The sequence below is a fragment of the Stenotrophomonas oahuensis genome (genome assembly GCF_031834595.1).
In the GTDB taxonomy this organism is placed as follows: Bacteria; Pseudomonadota; Gammaproteobacteria; order Xanthomonadales; family Xanthomonadaceae; genus Stenotrophomonas; species Stenotrophomonas oahuensis.
Map to the genome: position 1 here is coordinate 3,158,837 of NZ_CP115541.1, position 15,848 is coordinate 3,174,684.

General features: G+C 68.0%; 14 protein-coding genes. 5 read left to right on the forward strand and 9 right to left on the reverse strand.

Annotation, left to right across the window (positions count from 1 at the left end; translation table 11 throughout):
* Positions 1-3: 3 nt before the first annotated feature.
* The gene (locus PDM29_RS14040; protein ID WP_311190716.1) at positions 4-474 is read left to right on the forward strand and encodes a GFA family protein; all 471 of its coding nucleotides are present in this window, start codon (positions 4-6) and stop codon (positions 472-474) included.
* Between the two features lie 61 nt (positions 475-535).
* Complete coding sequence (gene rlmB, locus PDM29_RS14045) at positions 536-1,279, forward strand: 23S rRNA (guanosine(2251)-2'-O)-methyltransferase RlmB (protein ID WP_311190717.1); 744 nt, start codon at positions 536-538, stop codon at positions 1,277-1,279.
* A 231-nt stretch (positions 1,280-1,510) separates the two neighbouring features.
* On the opposite strand, the gene PDM29_RS14050 is transcribed toward rlmB, so the two are convergent.
* From PDM29_RS14050 to PDM29_RS14060, 3 genes are read right to left on the reverse strand one after another with little or no spacing between them, the layout of a single operon-like run.
* Positions 1,511-2,932 carry a TolC family protein gene (locus PDM29_RS14050; RefSeq protein WP_425508676.1) on the reverse strand — a complete coding sequence of 474 codons (1,422 nt, stop codon included), beginning with the start codon at positions 2,930-2,932 and terminating at the stop codon, positions 1,511-1,513.
* Complete coding sequence (locus tag PDM29_RS14055) at positions 2,929-4,899, reverse strand: MacB family efflux pump subunit (RefSeq protein ID WP_311190719.1); 1,971 nt, start codon at positions 4,897-4,899, stop codon at positions 2,929-2,931. Before PDM29_RS14055 ends, PDM29_RS14050 begins: the two co-directional genes overlap by 4 nt.
* Positions 4,896-6,128: an efflux RND transporter periplasmic adaptor subunit gene (locus PDM29_RS14060; RefSeq protein WP_311190720.1), complete on the reverse strand. Its 1,233-nt coding sequence runs from the start codon at positions 6,126-6,128 to the stop codon at positions 4,896-4,898. Before PDM29_RS14060 ends, PDM29_RS14055 begins: the two co-directional genes overlap by 4 nt.
* A gap of 202 nt (positions 6,129-6,330) precedes the next feature.
* On the opposite strand from PDM29_RS14060, the gene PDM29_RS14065 reads away from it, so the two are divergent.
* The 3 genes from PDM29_RS14065 to PDM29_RS14075 all read left to right on the forward strand — a co-directional run bounded on the left by PDM29_RS14065 (position 6,331) and on the right by PDM29_RS14075 (position 11,633).
* Positions 6,331-7,059 carry a response regulator gene (locus PDM29_RS14065; RefSeq protein WP_311190721.1) on the forward strand — a complete coding sequence of 243 codons (729 nt, stop codon included), beginning with the start codon at positions 6,331-6,333 and terminating at the stop codon, positions 7,057-7,059.
* Complete coding sequence (locus tag PDM29_RS14070) at positions 7,056-8,468, forward strand: ATP-binding protein (RefSeq protein ID WP_311190722.1); 1,413 nt, start codon at positions 7,056-7,058, stop codon at positions 8,466-8,468. The genes PDM29_RS14065 and PDM29_RS14070 overlap by 4 nt, the downstream gene beginning before the upstream one ends.
* Before the next feature lie 138 nt (positions 8,469-8,606).
* Positions 8,607-11,633 carry a two-component regulator propeller domain-containing protein gene (locus tag PDM29_RS14075; protein ID WP_311190723.1) on the forward strand — a complete coding sequence of 1,009 codons (3,027 nt, stop codon included), beginning with the start codon at positions 8,607-8,609 and terminating at the stop codon, positions 11,631-11,633.
* 87 nt (positions 11,634-11,720) lie between these two features.
* On the opposite strand, the gene rnt is transcribed toward PDM29_RS14075, so the two are convergent.
* The 6 genes from rnt to PDM29_RS14105 form a co-directional block, all read right to left on the reverse strand.
* Positions 11,721-12,314 (reverse strand): ribonuclease T, encoded by a 594-nt coding sequence (gene rnt, locus PDM29_RS14080; RefSeq protein WP_311193791.1) that lies wholly within the window; start codon positions 12,312-12,314, stop codon positions 11,721-11,723.
* Between the two features lie 123 nt (positions 12,315-12,437).
* Entirely contained in the window at positions 12,438-13,088 is a 651-nt protein-coding gene (locus tag PDM29_RS14085; RefSeq protein WP_311190724.1) for an HvfX family Cu-binding RiPP maturation protein, read from the reverse strand.
* A gap of 76 nt (positions 13,089-13,164) precedes the next feature.
* Positions 13,165-13,917, reverse strand: coding sequence for an HvfC family RiPP maturation protein (locus tag PDM29_RS14090; RefSeq protein WP_311190725.1), 753 nt, complete (start codon positions 13,915-13,917; stop codon positions 13,165-13,167).
* Entirely contained in the window at positions 13,914-14,789 is an 876-nt protein-coding gene (locus tag PDM29_RS14095; protein WP_311190726.1) for an HvfB family MNIO-type RiPP peptide maturase, read from the reverse strand. The genes PDM29_RS14090 and PDM29_RS14095 overlap by 4 nt, the downstream gene beginning before the upstream one ends.
* A complete protein-coding gene (locus PDM29_RS14100) occupies positions 14,776-15,123 on the reverse strand; it encodes an HvfA family oxazolone/thioamide-modified RiPP metallophore (protein ID WP_311190727.1) in 348 nt (115 codons plus the stop codon). Before PDM29_RS14100 ends, PDM29_RS14095 begins: the two co-directional genes overlap by 14 nt.
* Before the next feature lie 80 nt (positions 15,124-15,203).
* Positions 15,204-15,713 (reverse strand): RNA polymerase sigma factor, encoded by a 510-nt coding sequence (locus PDM29_RS14105; RefSeq protein WP_311190728.1) that lies wholly within the window; start codon positions 15,711-15,713, stop codon positions 15,204-15,206.
* Positions 15,714-15,848: the final 135 nt, after the last annotated feature.

A 15,848-nucleotide genomic window follows, 5' to 3' on the forward strand; every position in this document is an offset into this window, starting at 1 on the left:
CCCATGAACCCCGTTCCCGAATTCTCCGGCGGCTGCCAATGCGGCGCGATCCGCTTCCACGTCCGCGGCGCGCTGCCAGACCGTTCCATCTGCCACTGCCGCATGTGCCAGAAAGCCTTCGGGGCCTACTACGCCCCCTTGGTGTCGGTGCGCGGCGCGGATTTCCAGTGGACCCGTGGCGAGCCCCGCCGCTTCCAGTCCTCCAACCACTTCCGCCGTGGCTTCTGCGCCGACTGCGGCACTCCGCTGACCTACGAAGGGGACGACGGCATGGCCGTGGCCGCCGGGGCCTTCGACCAGCCTGAACGGCTGCCGCCGACCGTGCAGTACGGCACCGAGTCCAAACTGCCCTTCGTGGACCAGCTGGGCGGGCTGGAGGTGATCCTGGCCGAGGACGACCCGGATGCCGAGCGCTTGGCCACGTTGGTGTCCCATCAGCATCCAGACCGGGATACGGCCCGTTGGCCGCGGTGACGGGCACCCCGCCCGCCGATGCTCTACCATTACCACCCCCTGACCGGTTCTGCCCCCTGCAATGAGCAAACAAAGCCAGTGGATCGTCGGCGTCAACGCCGTCGCCTCCTCGATTGAAAACGATGCCGAGAACGTCCGCGAAGTGCTGATCGAGGCCGGCGCGAAGAATCCGCGGCTGACCGAAATCGAGGAAAACGCGCGCCGCAAGGGGATCGACGTGCGCCGGGTGAACACCCAGGCGCTGGACGGCGTGGGCGGCTCGGTGCGCCACCAGGGCGTGGCCGCGCGCTATGCCGCTGCCCGCACCTACAGCGAGAACGAGCTGGAAGGGCTGGTCACCGCTGCCGAGGGCAAGGCGCTGCTGCTGATCCTCGACGAGGTCCAGGACCCGCACAATCTGGGCGCGTGCCTGCGCAGCGCCGCCGCCGCAGGGGCCACGGCGGTGATCATTCCCAAGGACAAGTCGGCCACCGTGAACGCCACCGTGCGCAAGACCTCGGCCGGTGCCGCCGACCGCATTCCGGTGGTGGCGGTGACCAACCTGTCGCGCTGCCTGAAGGACCTGCAGAAGCAGGGCGTGTGGATCTACGGCCTGGCCGGCGAAGCCACCGCGTCGCTGTATTCGCTGGATCTGAAGGGCAACGTCGCACTGGTGCTGGGCGGCGAAGCCGATGGCCTGCGCCGCCTCACCCGCGAAAACTGCGACGGCCTGGTCAAGATTCCGATGCCGGGCGACATTGAAAGCCTGAATGTATCCGTGGCCGCCGGTGTGAGTTTGTTTGAAGCGGTGCGTCAGCGCGGTTGAAGCGCGTTCGGGCATGGCCGGGTGACGCGCATGGCGCGTCACTACGCGCCATGTGTGTCCGAAGCCCCGCCGGGCGTGCCCGGCGAACGGCGCGATCGTCCTGCGCACGTAGCAATTCGTAGTGACGCGCCATGCGCGTCAACCGCGCGCAGCGCGGCACAAGCATCCGAAGCCCAATCCACGTCGGTCAGGTCAACCTGACCGACGTTTAGACCAGACCGAAGCGCCCCATCACCCCGCGCTTCCCCCCAGCGCCTTGAACAACGTCACATCATTGATCAACTGCCGCTGCTTGATCGACGCCAGCGACAATTCCGCATCACGCCGGGTCTGCTGCGCCTCCAGCCACGTACGCAGGTCGGTCGCACCTACGCGATAACGCACCTCGTACATCCGCTCGATCTCCACCGCCTCGTCATACGACGCCTGCGACGCCGCCACCTGCGTGGCGAACTGGGTGCGCGCCGACAACGCGTTGTCCACCTCGGAAAGTGCGGTGTACAACGTGCTGCGGAAGCTGTTCGCGGCAATCTGGTAATCCGTGCCCGCCACCTTGGTATCCAGCTGCGCCTGGCGGATGTTGAGAAACGGCAGTGACAAGCCAGCGCCCAGCGTGGCCACCGGATTCCTCAGCACATCCGACAGCGAGGTCGCACTGCTGTTCACGCCGCCACTCAGGCTCAGCGCCGGGTAGTAGCTGGTCGCGGTGACCTTGATGTTCTTCAAACTGTTGCGCAGTCGCAGTTCGGCCGCGCGCAGGTCCGGGCGGCGGCCGAGCAGCTCGGCCGGCAGGCCCTCGGCCAGCGGCGGGCTGCCGATGCTTTCCAGCACCTGCGGCTCATCCGCCTGCGGCCACGGCTGGCCATCCAGCAACACGGTCAGTGCGTTGCGCGCCACCACCCGCTGCTGCTCCAGTGCACTCTGCGCCGAACGCTGTGCTTCCAGGCTCTGGCTGGCCTGACGCACTTCCAGCCGTGACACCGCACCGGCATCGAAGCGCGCCTGGACCAGGTCGCGGGTGCGCTCCAGCCGCTCCAGGTTGGCTTGGCCGGCGGTGATCGACTGGTTGAGGAAGGCCAGCGTCCAGTACTGCGTGGCGACGTCGCTGACCACCAGCAGGGCGGTGTTCTGCAGGTCTTCTTCGGTGGCCTGTGCCTCCCACTGGGCAATGTCGCGCTGGGTGCGAAGGCGGCCCCACAGGTCGATTTCCCATTGCAGCGACACACCGGCCGAGCTGCCGCGGTTCCAGTCCGCGCTCTGGTCGATGGCGCGGCTGCCGCTGCTGCTGACACTGCCCGAGGGTTGTGGCCACAGGTTGTTGTCGGCCAGTCCGGCCTGCAGGCGGGCACGCTGCACTGCCAGCCCGGCCGAGGCCAGGTCGGTGTTGGCCTGCAGGGCACGGGCGATCATGCGGTCCAGGCGCGGGTCCTGGAAGCCGGTCCACCAGGTGTCCTGGCGCACATCGGTGCGCGCGACCTCGGTGCTGTCGACGCTGGCTTCGGTAGGCGCATTGATCTGCGCATCGCCCCGGCCATACGCGGCCGGCACCGTCGGCGCATCCACCTGGTAGTGACCGGTGCTGGCACAGGCCGACAGCAGCAAGGCGAGAGAGCCAGCCAATACGGTTTGCATCGGAATACGGGACATGTTCATTCGCGGGCCAACGCCTCCACGGGATCAAGTTGGGCTGCATTGCGAGCCGGAAGGAAACCAAACGCCACGCCGATCAGACTGGAGCAGGCAAACGCCGCCACGATTGACGCGGTCGAGAACAGCATCTGGAAGTCCGGCGCGAACTTGCCGAACAGCCAGCCGACCAGCAGCGACAGCCCCACGCCCAGCAGGCCGCCGAGCAGGCACACCAGCACCGCCTCGATCAGGAACTGCTGACGGATGTCGCTCTGCCGCGCGCCTACCGCCATGCGGACGCCGATCTCACGCGTACGCTCGGTGACCGACACCAGCATGATGTTCATCACCCCGATCCCGCCCACCAGCAGCGCGATGGCGGCGATGGCGCTGATCAGCAGGGTCATGGTGCGGGTGGTCTGCTCGATGGTTTCGCGGATCTCGGCGCTGTTGCTGAGGAAGAAGTCCTCGGTACCGTGACGCATGATCAGCAGCTTGGAAATGGCCGCCTGCGCCGCATCCATCGGGGTGGTGTCGTCCACCCGCACGGTGATGCTGGAGACATGACTCTGGCCGAGCATGCGCGACATCACCGTGGTGTACGGCACCCACACGCTCAGGTTGGTGCTGCCGCCAAAGCCGAAGCTCTGCGGCTTGGCCACGCCGACCACGCGCACCGGTACGTTGCCGAGCAGGATCACCTGACCGATCGGATCGTCGCCGTTCGGGAAGAACTGGGTACGGGTGTTTTCATCGATGACCGCCACCTGGGCCAGGCTTTTGATCGCGTCGGCTTCAAAGAAGCTGCCGGCGCTCAAGGTCACGCCTTTGACCCGGAAGTACTGCTCGCCCACGCCGCTGACCTGGGCGGTGGCCGACTGGTTGCGGTAGCGCGCCGTCACCGACGAGGACACGCTGGGCGTGGCGCTGTCGATGTAGCTCTGCTTTGCCAGCGCATCGGCATCGCTGGCCTTGAGCGTCTGCACGCGGCCGGAGCGCATGTCGCCGAAACCACGACCGGGGTAGACGTCGATGGTGTTGGTGCCCAGTGCGCTGATGTTCTGCAGGATCTGCTGCTGCGAGCCGTTGCCCAGCGCCACCACCGAGACCACCGAGGCGATGCCGATGATGATCCCGAGCATGGTCAGGAAGGTGCGCAGGCGATGTGCGTTCATCGCCAGCAGGGCCATGCGGAACGCTTCGGTAAAACGGTCGCGGGCGGCCCGCCAGCTGTTGCCCTTGCCGGCGGCCACGGTGGCGTTGCGCTGCGCACGGTAGTGCGGAGCCTTGTCATTGGCACGGTCGGCAATGATCTCGCCGTCGCGGATCTCGATGATGCGCTGGGCGTGCTCGGCCACGCTCATATCGTGGGTGACGATGATGATGGTGTGGCCTTCGGCATGCAGCTCGCCGAGGATGCCCATCACTTCCTCGCCGGATTTCGTGTCCAGCGCACCGGTCGGTTCGTCGGCCAGGATCACCTCGCCACCGTTCATCAGTGCACGCGCAATCGAGACACGCTGCTGCTGACCGCCCGACAGCTGGCCCGGCTTGTGCTGCATGCGGTCACCCAGGCCCAGCCGTTGCAGCAGCTGTTCGGCGCGCGCGCTGCGCACCGGCGCGGGGCTGCCGGCGTACACCGCCGGCACTTCCACGTTGCCGCGTGCATCCAGGTCACCCAGCAGGTGGTAGCGCTGGAAGATGAAGCCGAAGTGCTCGCGGCGCAGTTCGGCCAGCTCGTCCGGCAGCATGCGCCCGGTCTCGCGCCCGGCGACCTGGTAGCTGCCCCGGGTGGGGCGGTCCAGGCAGCCGAGGATGTTCATCAGCGTCGACTTGCCGGAGCCGGACTGGCCGACAATGGCAACCATCTCGCCCGCGGCGATGTCCAGGTTGACGTCGCGCAGCACCGCGATGGTCTCGTCGCCTGCCGGAAACTCGCGGCGCAGGTCGCGCAGCTGCAGCAGCGGCGTAGCGGGGGAGGGGCCTTTCATCGGCGCGGCCCCATGCCCGGGCCGCCCATGCGCATCTGCGGGCCGCGGTTGCCGCTGCCGCTGCCGGAGGCAGTGCCACCTTCGCCGACCACGACCTTGTCGCCTTCCTCCAGGCCGGACTGCACTTCGGCGTTGGCCCCGTTGTTGATGCCGATCTTGACCTTGCGCGGTTCCGGCATGCCGTCGGCATTGACCACCCGCACCATGTACTGGCCGTCGCGGCTCTTCGGGCCCAGTGCCACCGACGGCACGGTCAGCACGCCCTTGGCCTGCTTGAGCATCACCGACACCTGCGCGGTCATGTCGATGCGCAGGGTGCCGTCCGGATTTTCCACGTCGAACAGCGCGTTGTAGTACACCGCCGAACTGGAGCTGGAACTGGACGAGCTGGAGCTGCTCGAGCTTTCGTTGGCAATCGACGACGGGGCCGGATTGATCTGGCGCAGGGTGCCGTGGTACTTGCGGTCCGGGTCACCCAGGGTGGTGAAGTACACCGGCATGCCCGCCTTGATCTTGACCACATCGGCTTCGGACACTTCGGCATTGACCGTCACCAGGTCCAGCCGCGCCAGCATCACGATGGTCGGCGCGGTCTGGTTGGCGTTGACGGTGCGGCCTTCCTCGGCCACCACCGCGACCACGGTGCCGTCCATCGGGGCGGTGATGCGGGTGTAGGCCAGGTTGGCGCGCGCGGTGCCCAGCTCGGTTTCGCGGCCCTTGATCTGCGCGTCATACGACTGGATCTGCGCACGCGCGGTCTTCAGCTGGGCCTCGGCGGTGTCGTACTCGGCGCGCGAGGTGGCTTCGGCTTCCAGCATCTGCTTCTGCCGCGCGAATTCCAGCTCGGCCTCACGCAGGCTGGCCTGCTGCACGGCGCGCTGTGCGCGGACCTGTTCCAGCGATGCCTCGGCGTTCTGCACCTGGTTCTGCTGGGTGGTGGCGTCGATTTCGGCGATCAGGTCACCTTCCTTCACCGTGTCGCCCAGCTGCACCTTCAGTGACTTGATCTGGCCTGAGGCCTGCGCACCGACGCTGACCAGCTTGTAGGCATCAATCACGCCGGTGGCTTCGACCGTCTGTTCCAGGTCGCCACGGGTGACCGGGCTGGTGGCCAGGGTGGGGGCGGCCGGCTTGCGCAGGGTCCATGCGACAATCCCGGCCACGACGAAGGCGGCAATGATCAGCAGCAGCACGCGGCCGCGGCGGGTGGTGGGCAGGCGGGGCTTCACGATGGGGGCTCAACTCGGCAGGCCGACATGCGGCGTTGTCAGCATTGTGAAGAGCGCATCCGGCCGGCTCAACGCTCACCGTGTAACCGCATGTAACCGCCGCCGGAGAAAAACATGTCAGCGTGTATCCGGCGCATGGCTTGAAACACGACGACGCAAACCCGAGGATGCGGTTCAGCTCCCGACAGGGGATCATGGACGCATGGAGACCATACCCACGATGCAACGCCTGTTGATCGTCGACGACGACAATGACATCCGCCAGTTGCTGGCCGAACAGCTCGGCCGTGCCGGCTACCAGGTCAGCACCGCCAGCGACGGCCACGGCATGCGCCAGGTGCTCGACCGCGAGCACGTGGACCTGATCGTGCTGGACCTTAACCTGCCGCGCGAAGACGGACTCACCTTGTGCCGTGATCTGCGCGCGCGCTCCAGCACGCCGGTGATCATGCTTACCGCACGCAGCGAGCCGATCGACCGCGTGCTGGGCCTGGAGATGGGCGCGGACGACTACCTGGGCAAGCCGTTCGAGCCGCGCGAGCTGCTGGCGCGGATCCGCAACGTGCTGCGCCGGACTGAAGCACTGCCGGCCAACCTGGAGCCGCTGGCGATCCGCCGCGCGCGCTTCTCGCAGTGGACCTTCGACCTGGAGCACCGCCACCTGGTCGACCCGGACGGGCGCGTGGTGGTGCTGTCCGGGGCCGAGTTCCGCCTGTTGCGGGTGTTCGTCGGACACGCCAACAAGGTGTTGTCGCGTGAGCAGCTGGTATCGCTCAGCAGCGGCCGCAACTACGAGTCGCAGGACCGCGCCATCGACCTGCAGGTCAGCCGCCTGCGCAACAAGCTGGGCGGTGACGGCGGCAGCGACGGGCTGATCAAGACCGTGCGCAACGAGGGCTATGTGCTGGCCACGGCGGTCACCCTGGAATGAAACGTCTGCGCGGCTTCTTCGCCTCGATGGTGGGGCGTCTGTTTGTGATCCTGCTGCTGGGCATGAGCGTGGCCGCCATTGGCGCGACCATGCTGGCCGGTGCCAAGCGCCAGCAGGAGTTCGAGCGACAGAACCTCAATCGCCTGGCCGACCGGCTGCAGGGTTTCGTCAACCTGCTCGACGGCGATCCGGAGCTGCGCGGCCGGCTGCTGCAGGTCGGGGGCCCGGCGGTGCGCAGCCTGCCCGAGGACGCGCGCCTGGGGCGCGAGGACACCGCGTTCATGGCAGTGCTGGAAGACCGCCCCGGTGCGGTGGCGCATGCCACGGTGCACTTCACCTCGTTCCGTTCCTGCCTGCCCAAGGCGCAGGAGCTGCTGCCGCCGCCCCCGCCGCCGCAGGCGCGGCGCAAGCCGCCGCACGAGCGCGATCCCGCCTTCATTCCGCCCAAGTGCCGGGCGGTGCAGTTGCCGCTGAGCGACGGCACCCAGCTGTCGCTGGCGCTGGAGTCGCCGGCGGTCGCCCATAACGGCATCCTGGCGGTGGACCCGCTGTTCCTGACCCTGCTGGTGCTGGCGATCGGCGTGCTGGCCTATGTGGTCGCGCGCATGGCCAGCGCACCGCTGCAGCGGCTGGCCGCGGCCGCCACCGCGCTGGGCGACGACCTGCAGCGTGAGCCGATTCCGGTAACCGGCCCACTGGAGGTGCGGCGCGCTGCTGAAGCCTTCAATGCCATGCAGACCCGCCTGCAGCGCACGCTGGGCGAACGCACCCAGATGCTGGCGGCGATCACCCATGACCTGCAGACCCCGGTGACCCGGCTGCGCCTGCGCCTGGAAAACGTGACCGACGACGCCCTGCGTGAGCGCCTGATCGGCGATCTGGCCGCCATGCAGGCGCTGATCCGCGAGGGCCTGGAGCTGGCCCGCAGTGCCGAGAGCGCCGAGCAGCGCGCCGCGCTGGACCTGGACTCGCTGCTGGAAAGCATCGTAGAAGACGCCGCCGAGGCCGGTGCCGAGGCGCACTTCGAGCAGGGCAGTGGCGCGGTGCTGATGCTGCGCCCGCTGGCCATGCACCGGCTGTTCTCGAACCTGGTCGACAATGCGGTCAGCTACGGCCACAGCGCCCAGGTGCGGGTCGAGCAGGGCGCGGACGGGGTCACCGTACGGGTCCGCGACCAAGGCCCTGGCTTGGCCGAGGACGAACTGGAGGCGGTGTTCGACCCGTTCGTGCGGCTGGAGACCTCGCGTTCGCGCGAAACCGGCGGGGCCGGGCTCGGCCTGACCATTGCCCGCGCACTGGCCGAAAAGGATGGCGCGCGGCTGATGCTGCGCAACCACCCGCAGGGCGGGCTGGAGGCGGTGGTGCACTGGCCGGCACCGGCCTGGGCCTCGGCCCAGCGCCCGGGCTGAGATTCACGGAGCAAAGGACTGCGGTTTTGCCTACTATTGGCATCCCCACGCCAGCATCTGCTGCATGAGTGCGCCCTTTGCCGACGGCTGCCCGCACCGCGTGACGTCTCTCTTCCGTCTTTCGCCCGGTTCGTGCGGATGTCGGTAAGCGGGGGCGACACCCGGTGGCGGCCGGTACAACCCGACAGCCTCTGGCAGCGCCTGCTCACGGCGCTGCTGTTGGCGTGCCTGTGGTGTGGGCTGCCCGGTGCCGTACTGGCCCAGGACGGGCCGCCGCCGCTGCGCGACTACGCCATCGACGTATGGACCTCGCGCAACGGCCTGCCGCACAACTCGTTGCGGGATATCGCGCAGACCCCGGAAGGCCACCTCTGGTTCGCCACCTGGGAAGGCCTGGTGCGCTACAACGGCCTGGATTTCACCGTGTTCGACCGGAGCACCCGCCCGGGCCTGCGTGACAACGGGGTCGGCGCGCTGTACGTGGACCGCAACGGCGGGCTGTGGATCAGCGATTCGCGCGGCAATGTCACCCGGCGCAGCGCGGACGGCCGCTGGCAGGTGTTCGAGCGCCGGCCGCCGGCACCGCAGGTGCTGATCCAGGCCATGCAGATGGACAGCCACGGCAAGCTCTGGCTGCTGTACGAGGGCAACGGCATCGGCACCCTGGCCCCGGATGGCCAGTTCCACTACCAGGCTCCGCCGCCCGGCGTGCCGATGGCGCTGAGCTTCACCAAGCTGGTGGTCGATGCGCAGGACCGGGTCTGGGTGGGCACCCTGGATGGGCTGGTGGTGCGTGGCACCGACGGCGTGCTGCGACGTGCGCCGGAAAGTTTCGGGCTGGGCCGTGGCCTGGTCTGGCCGTACCGGGGACCGGACGGCGTGCTGTGGATCGTGGCCGGCGACCGCATCTACCGCATGGTGGACGGGGTGCCGGAACTGCAGCATCAGCTCAGCGGCATCCAGCACATCACCGCCATGCTGCAGGACCGCCACGGCGATCTGTGGCTGGGCACCGAGAACCAGGGCCTGGTGCGCTTGTCCCGGCACGGCCTGGAACGGTTGCCGGCCGGCTTGAACCTGCCCGGCGGCCGGGTGGTCAGCCTGCGCGAGGACGCCGAAGGCAGCATCTGGGTAGGGGCCAACGGCGGCCTGTACCGCCTGCGCGAAACCCTGTTCAGCAGCTTCACCGAGCGCGACGGACTCAGCGGCGACTACGTGCGCACCGTGCTCGAAGACCGCCAGCGGCAGCTCTGGGTCGGCAGCGCCAGTGGCCTGGACCGCCGCGACCACCAGGGCGTGTTCCATCCGGTCGGGCTGCGTAACCAGGGCGGCAAGCCGCCGTCAGTGCTGAGCCTGGCCCAGGGCCGCAATGACGACCTGTGGGCAGGCACGTTCGGTGACGGCATCTTTCAACTGGACGCGCAGGGTCGCACGCTGCGGCAGTTTGGCGAAGCCCAGGGCGTGCCGGGGGGCAACATCCGGGCGATCGCCGTGGACCGCAACGGCGTGGTCTGGGCCGGCACCCAGAAGGGCGTGGCGCGGATCGAGGCCGAACGGGTCAGCGTGCCGACGGTAGCGGGCATGCCGACGGGCCTGATCACCGCGCTGGCGCATGACGGCGAGGGTGACCTGTGGATCGGCACCATCGAAGGCGTGCGCGTGCTGCGCGGCGACCACGTGCAGTCCATTGACCTCAGCGCGCTGGGCGGTGGTCGCAGCGTGTTCGGCTTCCAGCAGGTCGGCGATGCGATGTGGATCAGCACCGACCGTGGCCTGTACCGCTACCAGGACGACCGTCTGTCGCGGGTCGGGCTGGAGCAGGGCATGCCGGTGGATACGGTGTTCCAGCTGGTGCCCGACCGCGTTGGCAACGTCTGGATCAGCAGCAACCGCGGCGTATTGCGCACCGACATGGCCATGCTCAATGCCGTCGCCGACGGCACCCAGCGCCGGCTCGACGTCGAGCACTACAACGAAATCGACGGCATGGCCAATTCGCAGGCCAATGGCAGTTCCGGCCCGTCGGCGATCCTGCGTCAGGACGGCACCTTCTGGGTGGTCACTGCTGGCGGCCTGAGCACGGTCGATCCGCTGCGCCTGCAGCGCTTCCGTGAGCGTCTGGCTCCGCCAGCGGTGATCGAATCGGTGCTGGTCGACGGCGTGCCGCTGCACTGGCAGGGCAGCAACCACAATGCGCTCCCGGGTGGCGGGCGGCTGAGCATCAGCTACGTGGGCTTGAGCTACCTGATGTCCGAACGCATCCGTTACCGCACCCGGCTGGATGGCCTGGACAACGGCTGGATCGAGCGCGGTCAGCAGCGCAGCGTCGAGTTCATTGGTCTGCCGCCGGGCGACTACACCCTGCATGTGTCCGCCGCGCATCCGGGCGGCACCTGGAGTGGCAGCGAAGCCACCTGGTCGTTCACGGTAAAGCCGTTCCTGTGGCAGCGCCGCAGCGTGCAGATCATCGGCGGCCTGTTGCTGCTGGCGGGGCTGATCGCGCTGTACCGTTATCTGATTGACCGCTACAAGGCCAGCAACCTGCGCCTGGCGCGCAAGGTCGACGAGGCCACCCGTGATCTACAGGCGCAGACTGCCAACCTGCAGGCGTTGAACCAGGAAAAGACCCAGCTGGCCGACCGCCTCAAGCTGCAGTCCGAGCAGTTCGAGCGGCAGGCGCGCGAAGACGCGTTGACGGGACTGCCCAACCGTCGCGCGTTCGACGAGACGTTGGCGCGCGACTTCGCCCGTTCGCAGCGCAGTGGCCATCCGCTGTGCCTGGTAGTGCTGGACATCGATCACTTCAAGGACGTGAACGACACGCACAGCCACAGCGTGGGCGACGTGGTGCTGGTGGAAGTGGCGCGCCTGATCGCCTCGGCCTGCCGCGATTCGGACATGCCCGCGCGCACCGGTGGCGAGGAGTTCACCCTGCTGCTCAACGACACCCGCCTCGGTGAAGCCGCGCACGTGTGCGCGCGACTGCGTGGGCTGTTCCACGATCATCCGGACTGGGCGGGCATTCCCGGTTTGAAGGTGACCTTCAGTGCGGGCCTGGTTGAGCTGGATACCGCTGATCGCACGCCGATGCTGTTGTATCAGCGTGCCGACCGGGCGTTGTATCGGGCCAAGAGCGAAGGCCGCGACCGAACGGCGATCGGTTGACCCCACATTGCGTTGACACGCATGGCGTGTCACTACGACCCATGGTCGCGCGATCTGTAGTGACGCGCCATGCGCGTCAACTCGAAATCACACCGCAGGCCGCGGCCACCCGTTGGCGATCTTGCAGAACAGCTTCGCCGTCTGCTCGGTGTCATACACCGCGCTGTGCGCCTCATTGGCATCCCAACCCAACCCGGCCGCCGTCGCGGCACGGGCCAGCACCGTCTGCCCATAGGCGACCCCGGCCAACGTCACCGTGTCGAACACGCTGAACGGATGGAACGGATTACGCTTGTGCCCGACCCGGTTCACCGCCGCGTTGACGAAGCCCAGGTCGAAGTGCGCGTTGTGCCCGACCAGGATCGCGCGCTGGCAGCCGTACTTCTTCATCGCCGCGCGGACCGGGTTGAACACATGGTCCAGCGCATCGTGTTCGCTCTTCGCCAGACGGAACGGGTGGTCGAGGATGATGCCGGTGACTTCCAGCGACTTCGGATCGATCTCCAGTCCTTCCGCCGGCACCACGTGCGCACTGGCAGTCTGGCCCGGATACAACAGGCCCTCGTCGTCCATTTCGATGGGCACGGCGGCGATTTCCAGCAGCGCGTGCCGGTGGCAGTCGAAACCGCCGGTTTCCACGTCCACCACCACCGGCAGAAAACCACGGAAGCGGGTGGCCATCTGGCGCTGGGCGACAGACGGCGAGGCAGCAGTATCCACGGGCGTGGCTGCAGACGGGGGCAGGGGAATGGTCATGGCGGAAGTTTAGCAGAGGCACCCTGACGGCCCCTTTCATCGCACCGTTCATGCCGGTGCCTGCTGGGTGTTGCAGGCCACCAGCAGCAGGACCCCCGCCGCCAGCAGCAGGCCCAGTGCGGCGGCCGGCATCAGCCAGGACAGCGGCAGGGCCACGGCGGCAGCCAGCAGGCCCCAGCTACGCGGCGTGCTGGCCACGCGCGGCAGCGGATGGCGCTGCCACCACGCATCCAGGCTCAGTGCCCCGGGGCCATTGAGCAGCAACGGCAGCAGCATCACCACATACAGCAGCGGCAGTTTGAAGTTGCCAAAGCCCTGGTCGGTGATCGCATAACCCTGGGCCAGCTCGGCCAGCGAATCCCACTGCATGGGCCAGTGCACGGCTGCGGTGGCCACTACGGTCAGCCCGATCAGCGCCGCCGCCGTGGTCCGCGTGGCCAGCCCCAGCAACAACATCAGTGCGCCGACCAGCTCCATCCACGTGGCAAGCTGCCAGTTGAGCGCGGACGGCAGCCAGCGCAGCGGCAGCGGAAAGCCGGCCTGGATGTCATCGAACCAGTTGCTGCCCAGCCACTTCTCGCGGCCGGACTCGAAGAATTCCCAGGCCAGCAGCAGGCGCAGGCCCAATGGGGCGAGCCAGCGGCCCAGGGCGTGGAGATGGGCGTGCAACGCACGGGTGGTCTGCAACAGTGAGGTCATCAGCGCAATCTCAGGTAGGAGTGTTCCTACAAGAGGGCCGGCGCAGCACGAAGGATGCGCCGGCTTGCGCGGTTGTTCAGCCGGGCGTCGGCAATACCGGTCCAATCACGTCAGCGGCCAGCAGCTGGGCCAGCAACGCGCGCCCGTCGGTTTCAATTTGCGCCGGCGAAAGGCCGTGTTGCACCGCCAGCGTCTGCAGATGCTCGCCGCCGGTGCGGGGCGGTCCCACATTGATCTGTTCCAGCAACTGCCAGGCCAAGGCGCTGAGTGTGGCGAACACCACCTCGCCGCCGGCCACGCGCCGGGCCAGCAGAAAGGTCGGCTGCGCGGGCGGCTGCACGGGCTGGTGATCGCGGCCCAGCTGCTGCACCGGCCAGTGGTAGCCCAGCGGCCAGGCCAGGCCGGATACCTGCAGGACCGATGTCCACGGATCGGTGCCGGGCGGCACCGGGGGCAACGGTTCAGCCGCGCTGCCCTGCAGGGCCTGTTCGACCCACTCGTAGTGCGCCAGCTCGGCCAGGAACGGACGTGGCAGGTCGTCGCAGGTCTGCAGCCAGCCCACGAACTCGGCGGCCACTTCGGTGAACAGCGGCGAGCTGCAGCGGTGCTCGGCGAAATAGCGCCGGCACAGCGCGTGCCATTCGGCGGTGGCCAGTACCTGCAGCAGCACCGGAAAGCTACCCGCCAGCAGCGCCTGCAGATTGTTGAACAGCAGATCGCGGTAAACCTGCAGGCGGGTATCATCGAGGCCGGCCGGCGCCGGCCGCTGTTCGGGGTCGCGCAGATGCGCGGTCAGCGCATGCTGCTGTGCGCGCAGGATGTCGCTCATGCCGCCTCCTGCCGGGGTGCCTGCGCAAGGATGCGGCGCACCTGCTGCAGTTCCTCGCGCAGCTCGACATAAGGTGGGAAATTGAAGTCGCGTTCCAGCAGGGTCGGGCGCGCGCCGAAGCGGGCACAGGCCTGGCGCAGCAGCGCCCACACCGGGTCGATCACCGGGCCGCCGTGGGTGTCGATCTTCAGCTGCGGGCTTTCATCAAAATGCCCGGCCACATGCATGCACACCACGCGCTCTGCGGGCAGGCCATCGATGAAGGCGGCCGCGTCATAGCCATGATTGGTGGCGTTGACGTACACATTGTTGACGTCCAGCAGCAGGTCGCAGTCGGCTTCGGCAAGCACGGCGCGGGTGAAGTCCAGTTCGCTCATCGCCGCATGCGGGGTCAGGTACGTCGACACGTTTTCCACCGCGATGCGCCGGCCCAGGCGGTCCTGCACCTGGGCGATGCGCGCGGCGGTGTGGCGCACCGCTTCGTCGGTGAACGGCAGCGGCAGCAGGTCATACAGGTGACCATCGTCGCTGCAGTAGCTGAGGTGTTCGCTGTACAGCACGGCGTTGTGCTGGCGCAGAAAGGCCCCGACCTGGTCGATGAAGGCCAGGTCCAGCGGCGCGCTGCCGCCCAGTGACAGCGACAGGCCGTGACAGGTCAGTGGATAGCGTTGGCTGAGCGCCTGCAGGCGTTCGGCCCACACGCCGCCCAGCCCGATCCAGTTTTCCGGCGCGCACTCCAGGAAATCAAGGTCGCCCGGCGCGGCGCTTTCGAGGTCGTCCAGCAGCGCCCGGCGCAGTCCCAGTCCCACCGCCGCCGCAGGCAGCGGCGGTGGGGCGTGGCGACGCGGGGGCGTGGCGTCAGTGCGAAGCACCGCACTTGCCTTCGCCGCACTTGCCCTCGCTGCCCTTCTTCTGGGCGGCGGGCTTGGGCGCGGCCTTGGCCTTGTCGACCCCGCACTTGCCTTCACCACACTTGCCCTCGGCATGCTTCTTGTCGGCGGGCTTGGCGTGGCTGGAACCGCACTTGCCTTCACCGCACTTGCCTTCAGCGGCCTTGGCCTCGGCCTTGGGGGCGGCCTGCGCGGCCAGGGCATAGCCCTGGGCCAGGTCGGTCATCGAGAAGGCCGAGGCGGTGCCCGCCAGGCCGAGGCCGCCGGCCAGGGCAGCACAGGTCAGCAGGGAAACGCGGGTGTGGGTCTTGCTCATGGAAACAACTCCTTGAAAGGTCCGGAAAAGCCGGGGTGGTGCGGAGGGGAGCATGCCGCAATCGCGGCACGCGGGGAACATCAGGCCAGGTACTCGCGCGCCATGACACGGGCACGATGCAGCCGGGCTTTGATGGTGTCGGGGGTGGTCAGCAGCTGGTCCGCCATTTCGGCGATGGACAGCCCTTCCAGGTCGCGCAGCAGGATGACTTCGCGGTAGTGCGCAGGCAGTGATTCCAGCGCGGCGGCGCAGTCGCGCCGCAGTTCCTCGGTATCGCGCGGCGCGGGCGGCAGGATTTCCTCGCGCAGTTCCTCATGCTGCCAGTGGCAGCGGGCGCGCTTGAGCCGGTTGCACTCGCGCTTGACGATGCGGAAGGCCCACGAGGTGAAGCATTCCAGCACGCGCAGGCCGGTCAGCCGCCGCGACACGGTGATCAGGCTTTCCTGAACCGCGTCTTCGACGTCGTTGATGACGCAGTGGTACTCGGCATATCGGCGCAGATGCTGGCGCGACTGGCCCAGCACGCGTTCGAGCGCATCCCGGTCACCGCGATGGGCGGCAGCGAGTTCGAGCGGGCAGAGATGTTGCATCGCGGCGGAGATCCTGTGTGTCAGCGGCACAGGATAAGAGGCGCAGGGCAGGGGAATGGATGCGCGCCCCGCACAGGTCCTGACAGCAACGGTTCAGGCAAAAAGAACAGGTGACGAAGCGAGCCGATCCCGTCA

Coding starts and splice junctions, on each gene's coding strand:
- PDM29_RS14065 (WP_311190721.1), top strand. CDS start 6,331: ATGGAGACCATACCCACGATGCAACGCCTGTTGATCGTCGACGACGAC.
- PDM29_RS14075 (WP_311190723.1), top strand. CDS start 8,607: ATGTCGGTAAGCGGGGGCGACACCCGGTGGCGGCCGGTACAACCCGAC.
- PDM29_RS14050 (WP_425508676.1), bottom strand. CDS start 2,932: ATGAACATGTCCCGTATTCCGATGCAAACCGTATTGGCTGGCTCTCTC.
- PDM29_RS14085 (WP_311190724.1), bottom strand. CDS start 13,088: ATGACCTCACTGTTGCAGACCACCCGTGCGTTGCACGCCCATCTCCAC.
- PDM29_RS14090 (WP_311190725.1), bottom strand. CDS start 13,917: ATGAGCGACATCCTGCGCGCACAGCAGCATGCGCTGACCGCGCATCTG.
- PDM29_RS14040 (WP_311190716.1), top strand. CDS start 4: ATGAACCCCGTTCCCGAATTCTCCGGCGGCTGCCAATGCGGCGCGATC.
- PDM29_RS14100 (WP_311190727.1), bottom strand. CDS start 15,123: ATGAGCAAGACCCACACCCGCGTTTCCCTGCTGACCTGTGCTGCCCTG.
- rnt (WP_311193791.1), bottom strand. CDS start 12,314: ATGGCCACCCGCTTCCGTGGTTTTCTGCCGGTGGTGGTGGACGTGGAA.
- PDM29_RS14105 (WP_311190728.1), bottom strand. CDS start 15,713: ATGCAACATCTCTGCCCGCTCGAACTCGCTGCCGCCCATCGCGGTGAC.
- rlmB (WP_311190717.1), top strand. CDS start 536: ATGAGCAAACAAAGCCAGTGGATCGTCGGCGTCAACGCCGTCGCCTCC.
- PDM29_RS14055 (WP_311190719.1), bottom strand. CDS start 4,899: ATGAAAGGCCCCTCCCCCGCTACGCCGCTGCTGCAGCTGCGCGACCTG.
- PDM29_RS14070 (WP_311190722.1), top strand. CDS start 7,056: ATGAAACGTCTGCGCGGCTTCTTCGCCTCGATGGTGGGGCGTCTGTTT.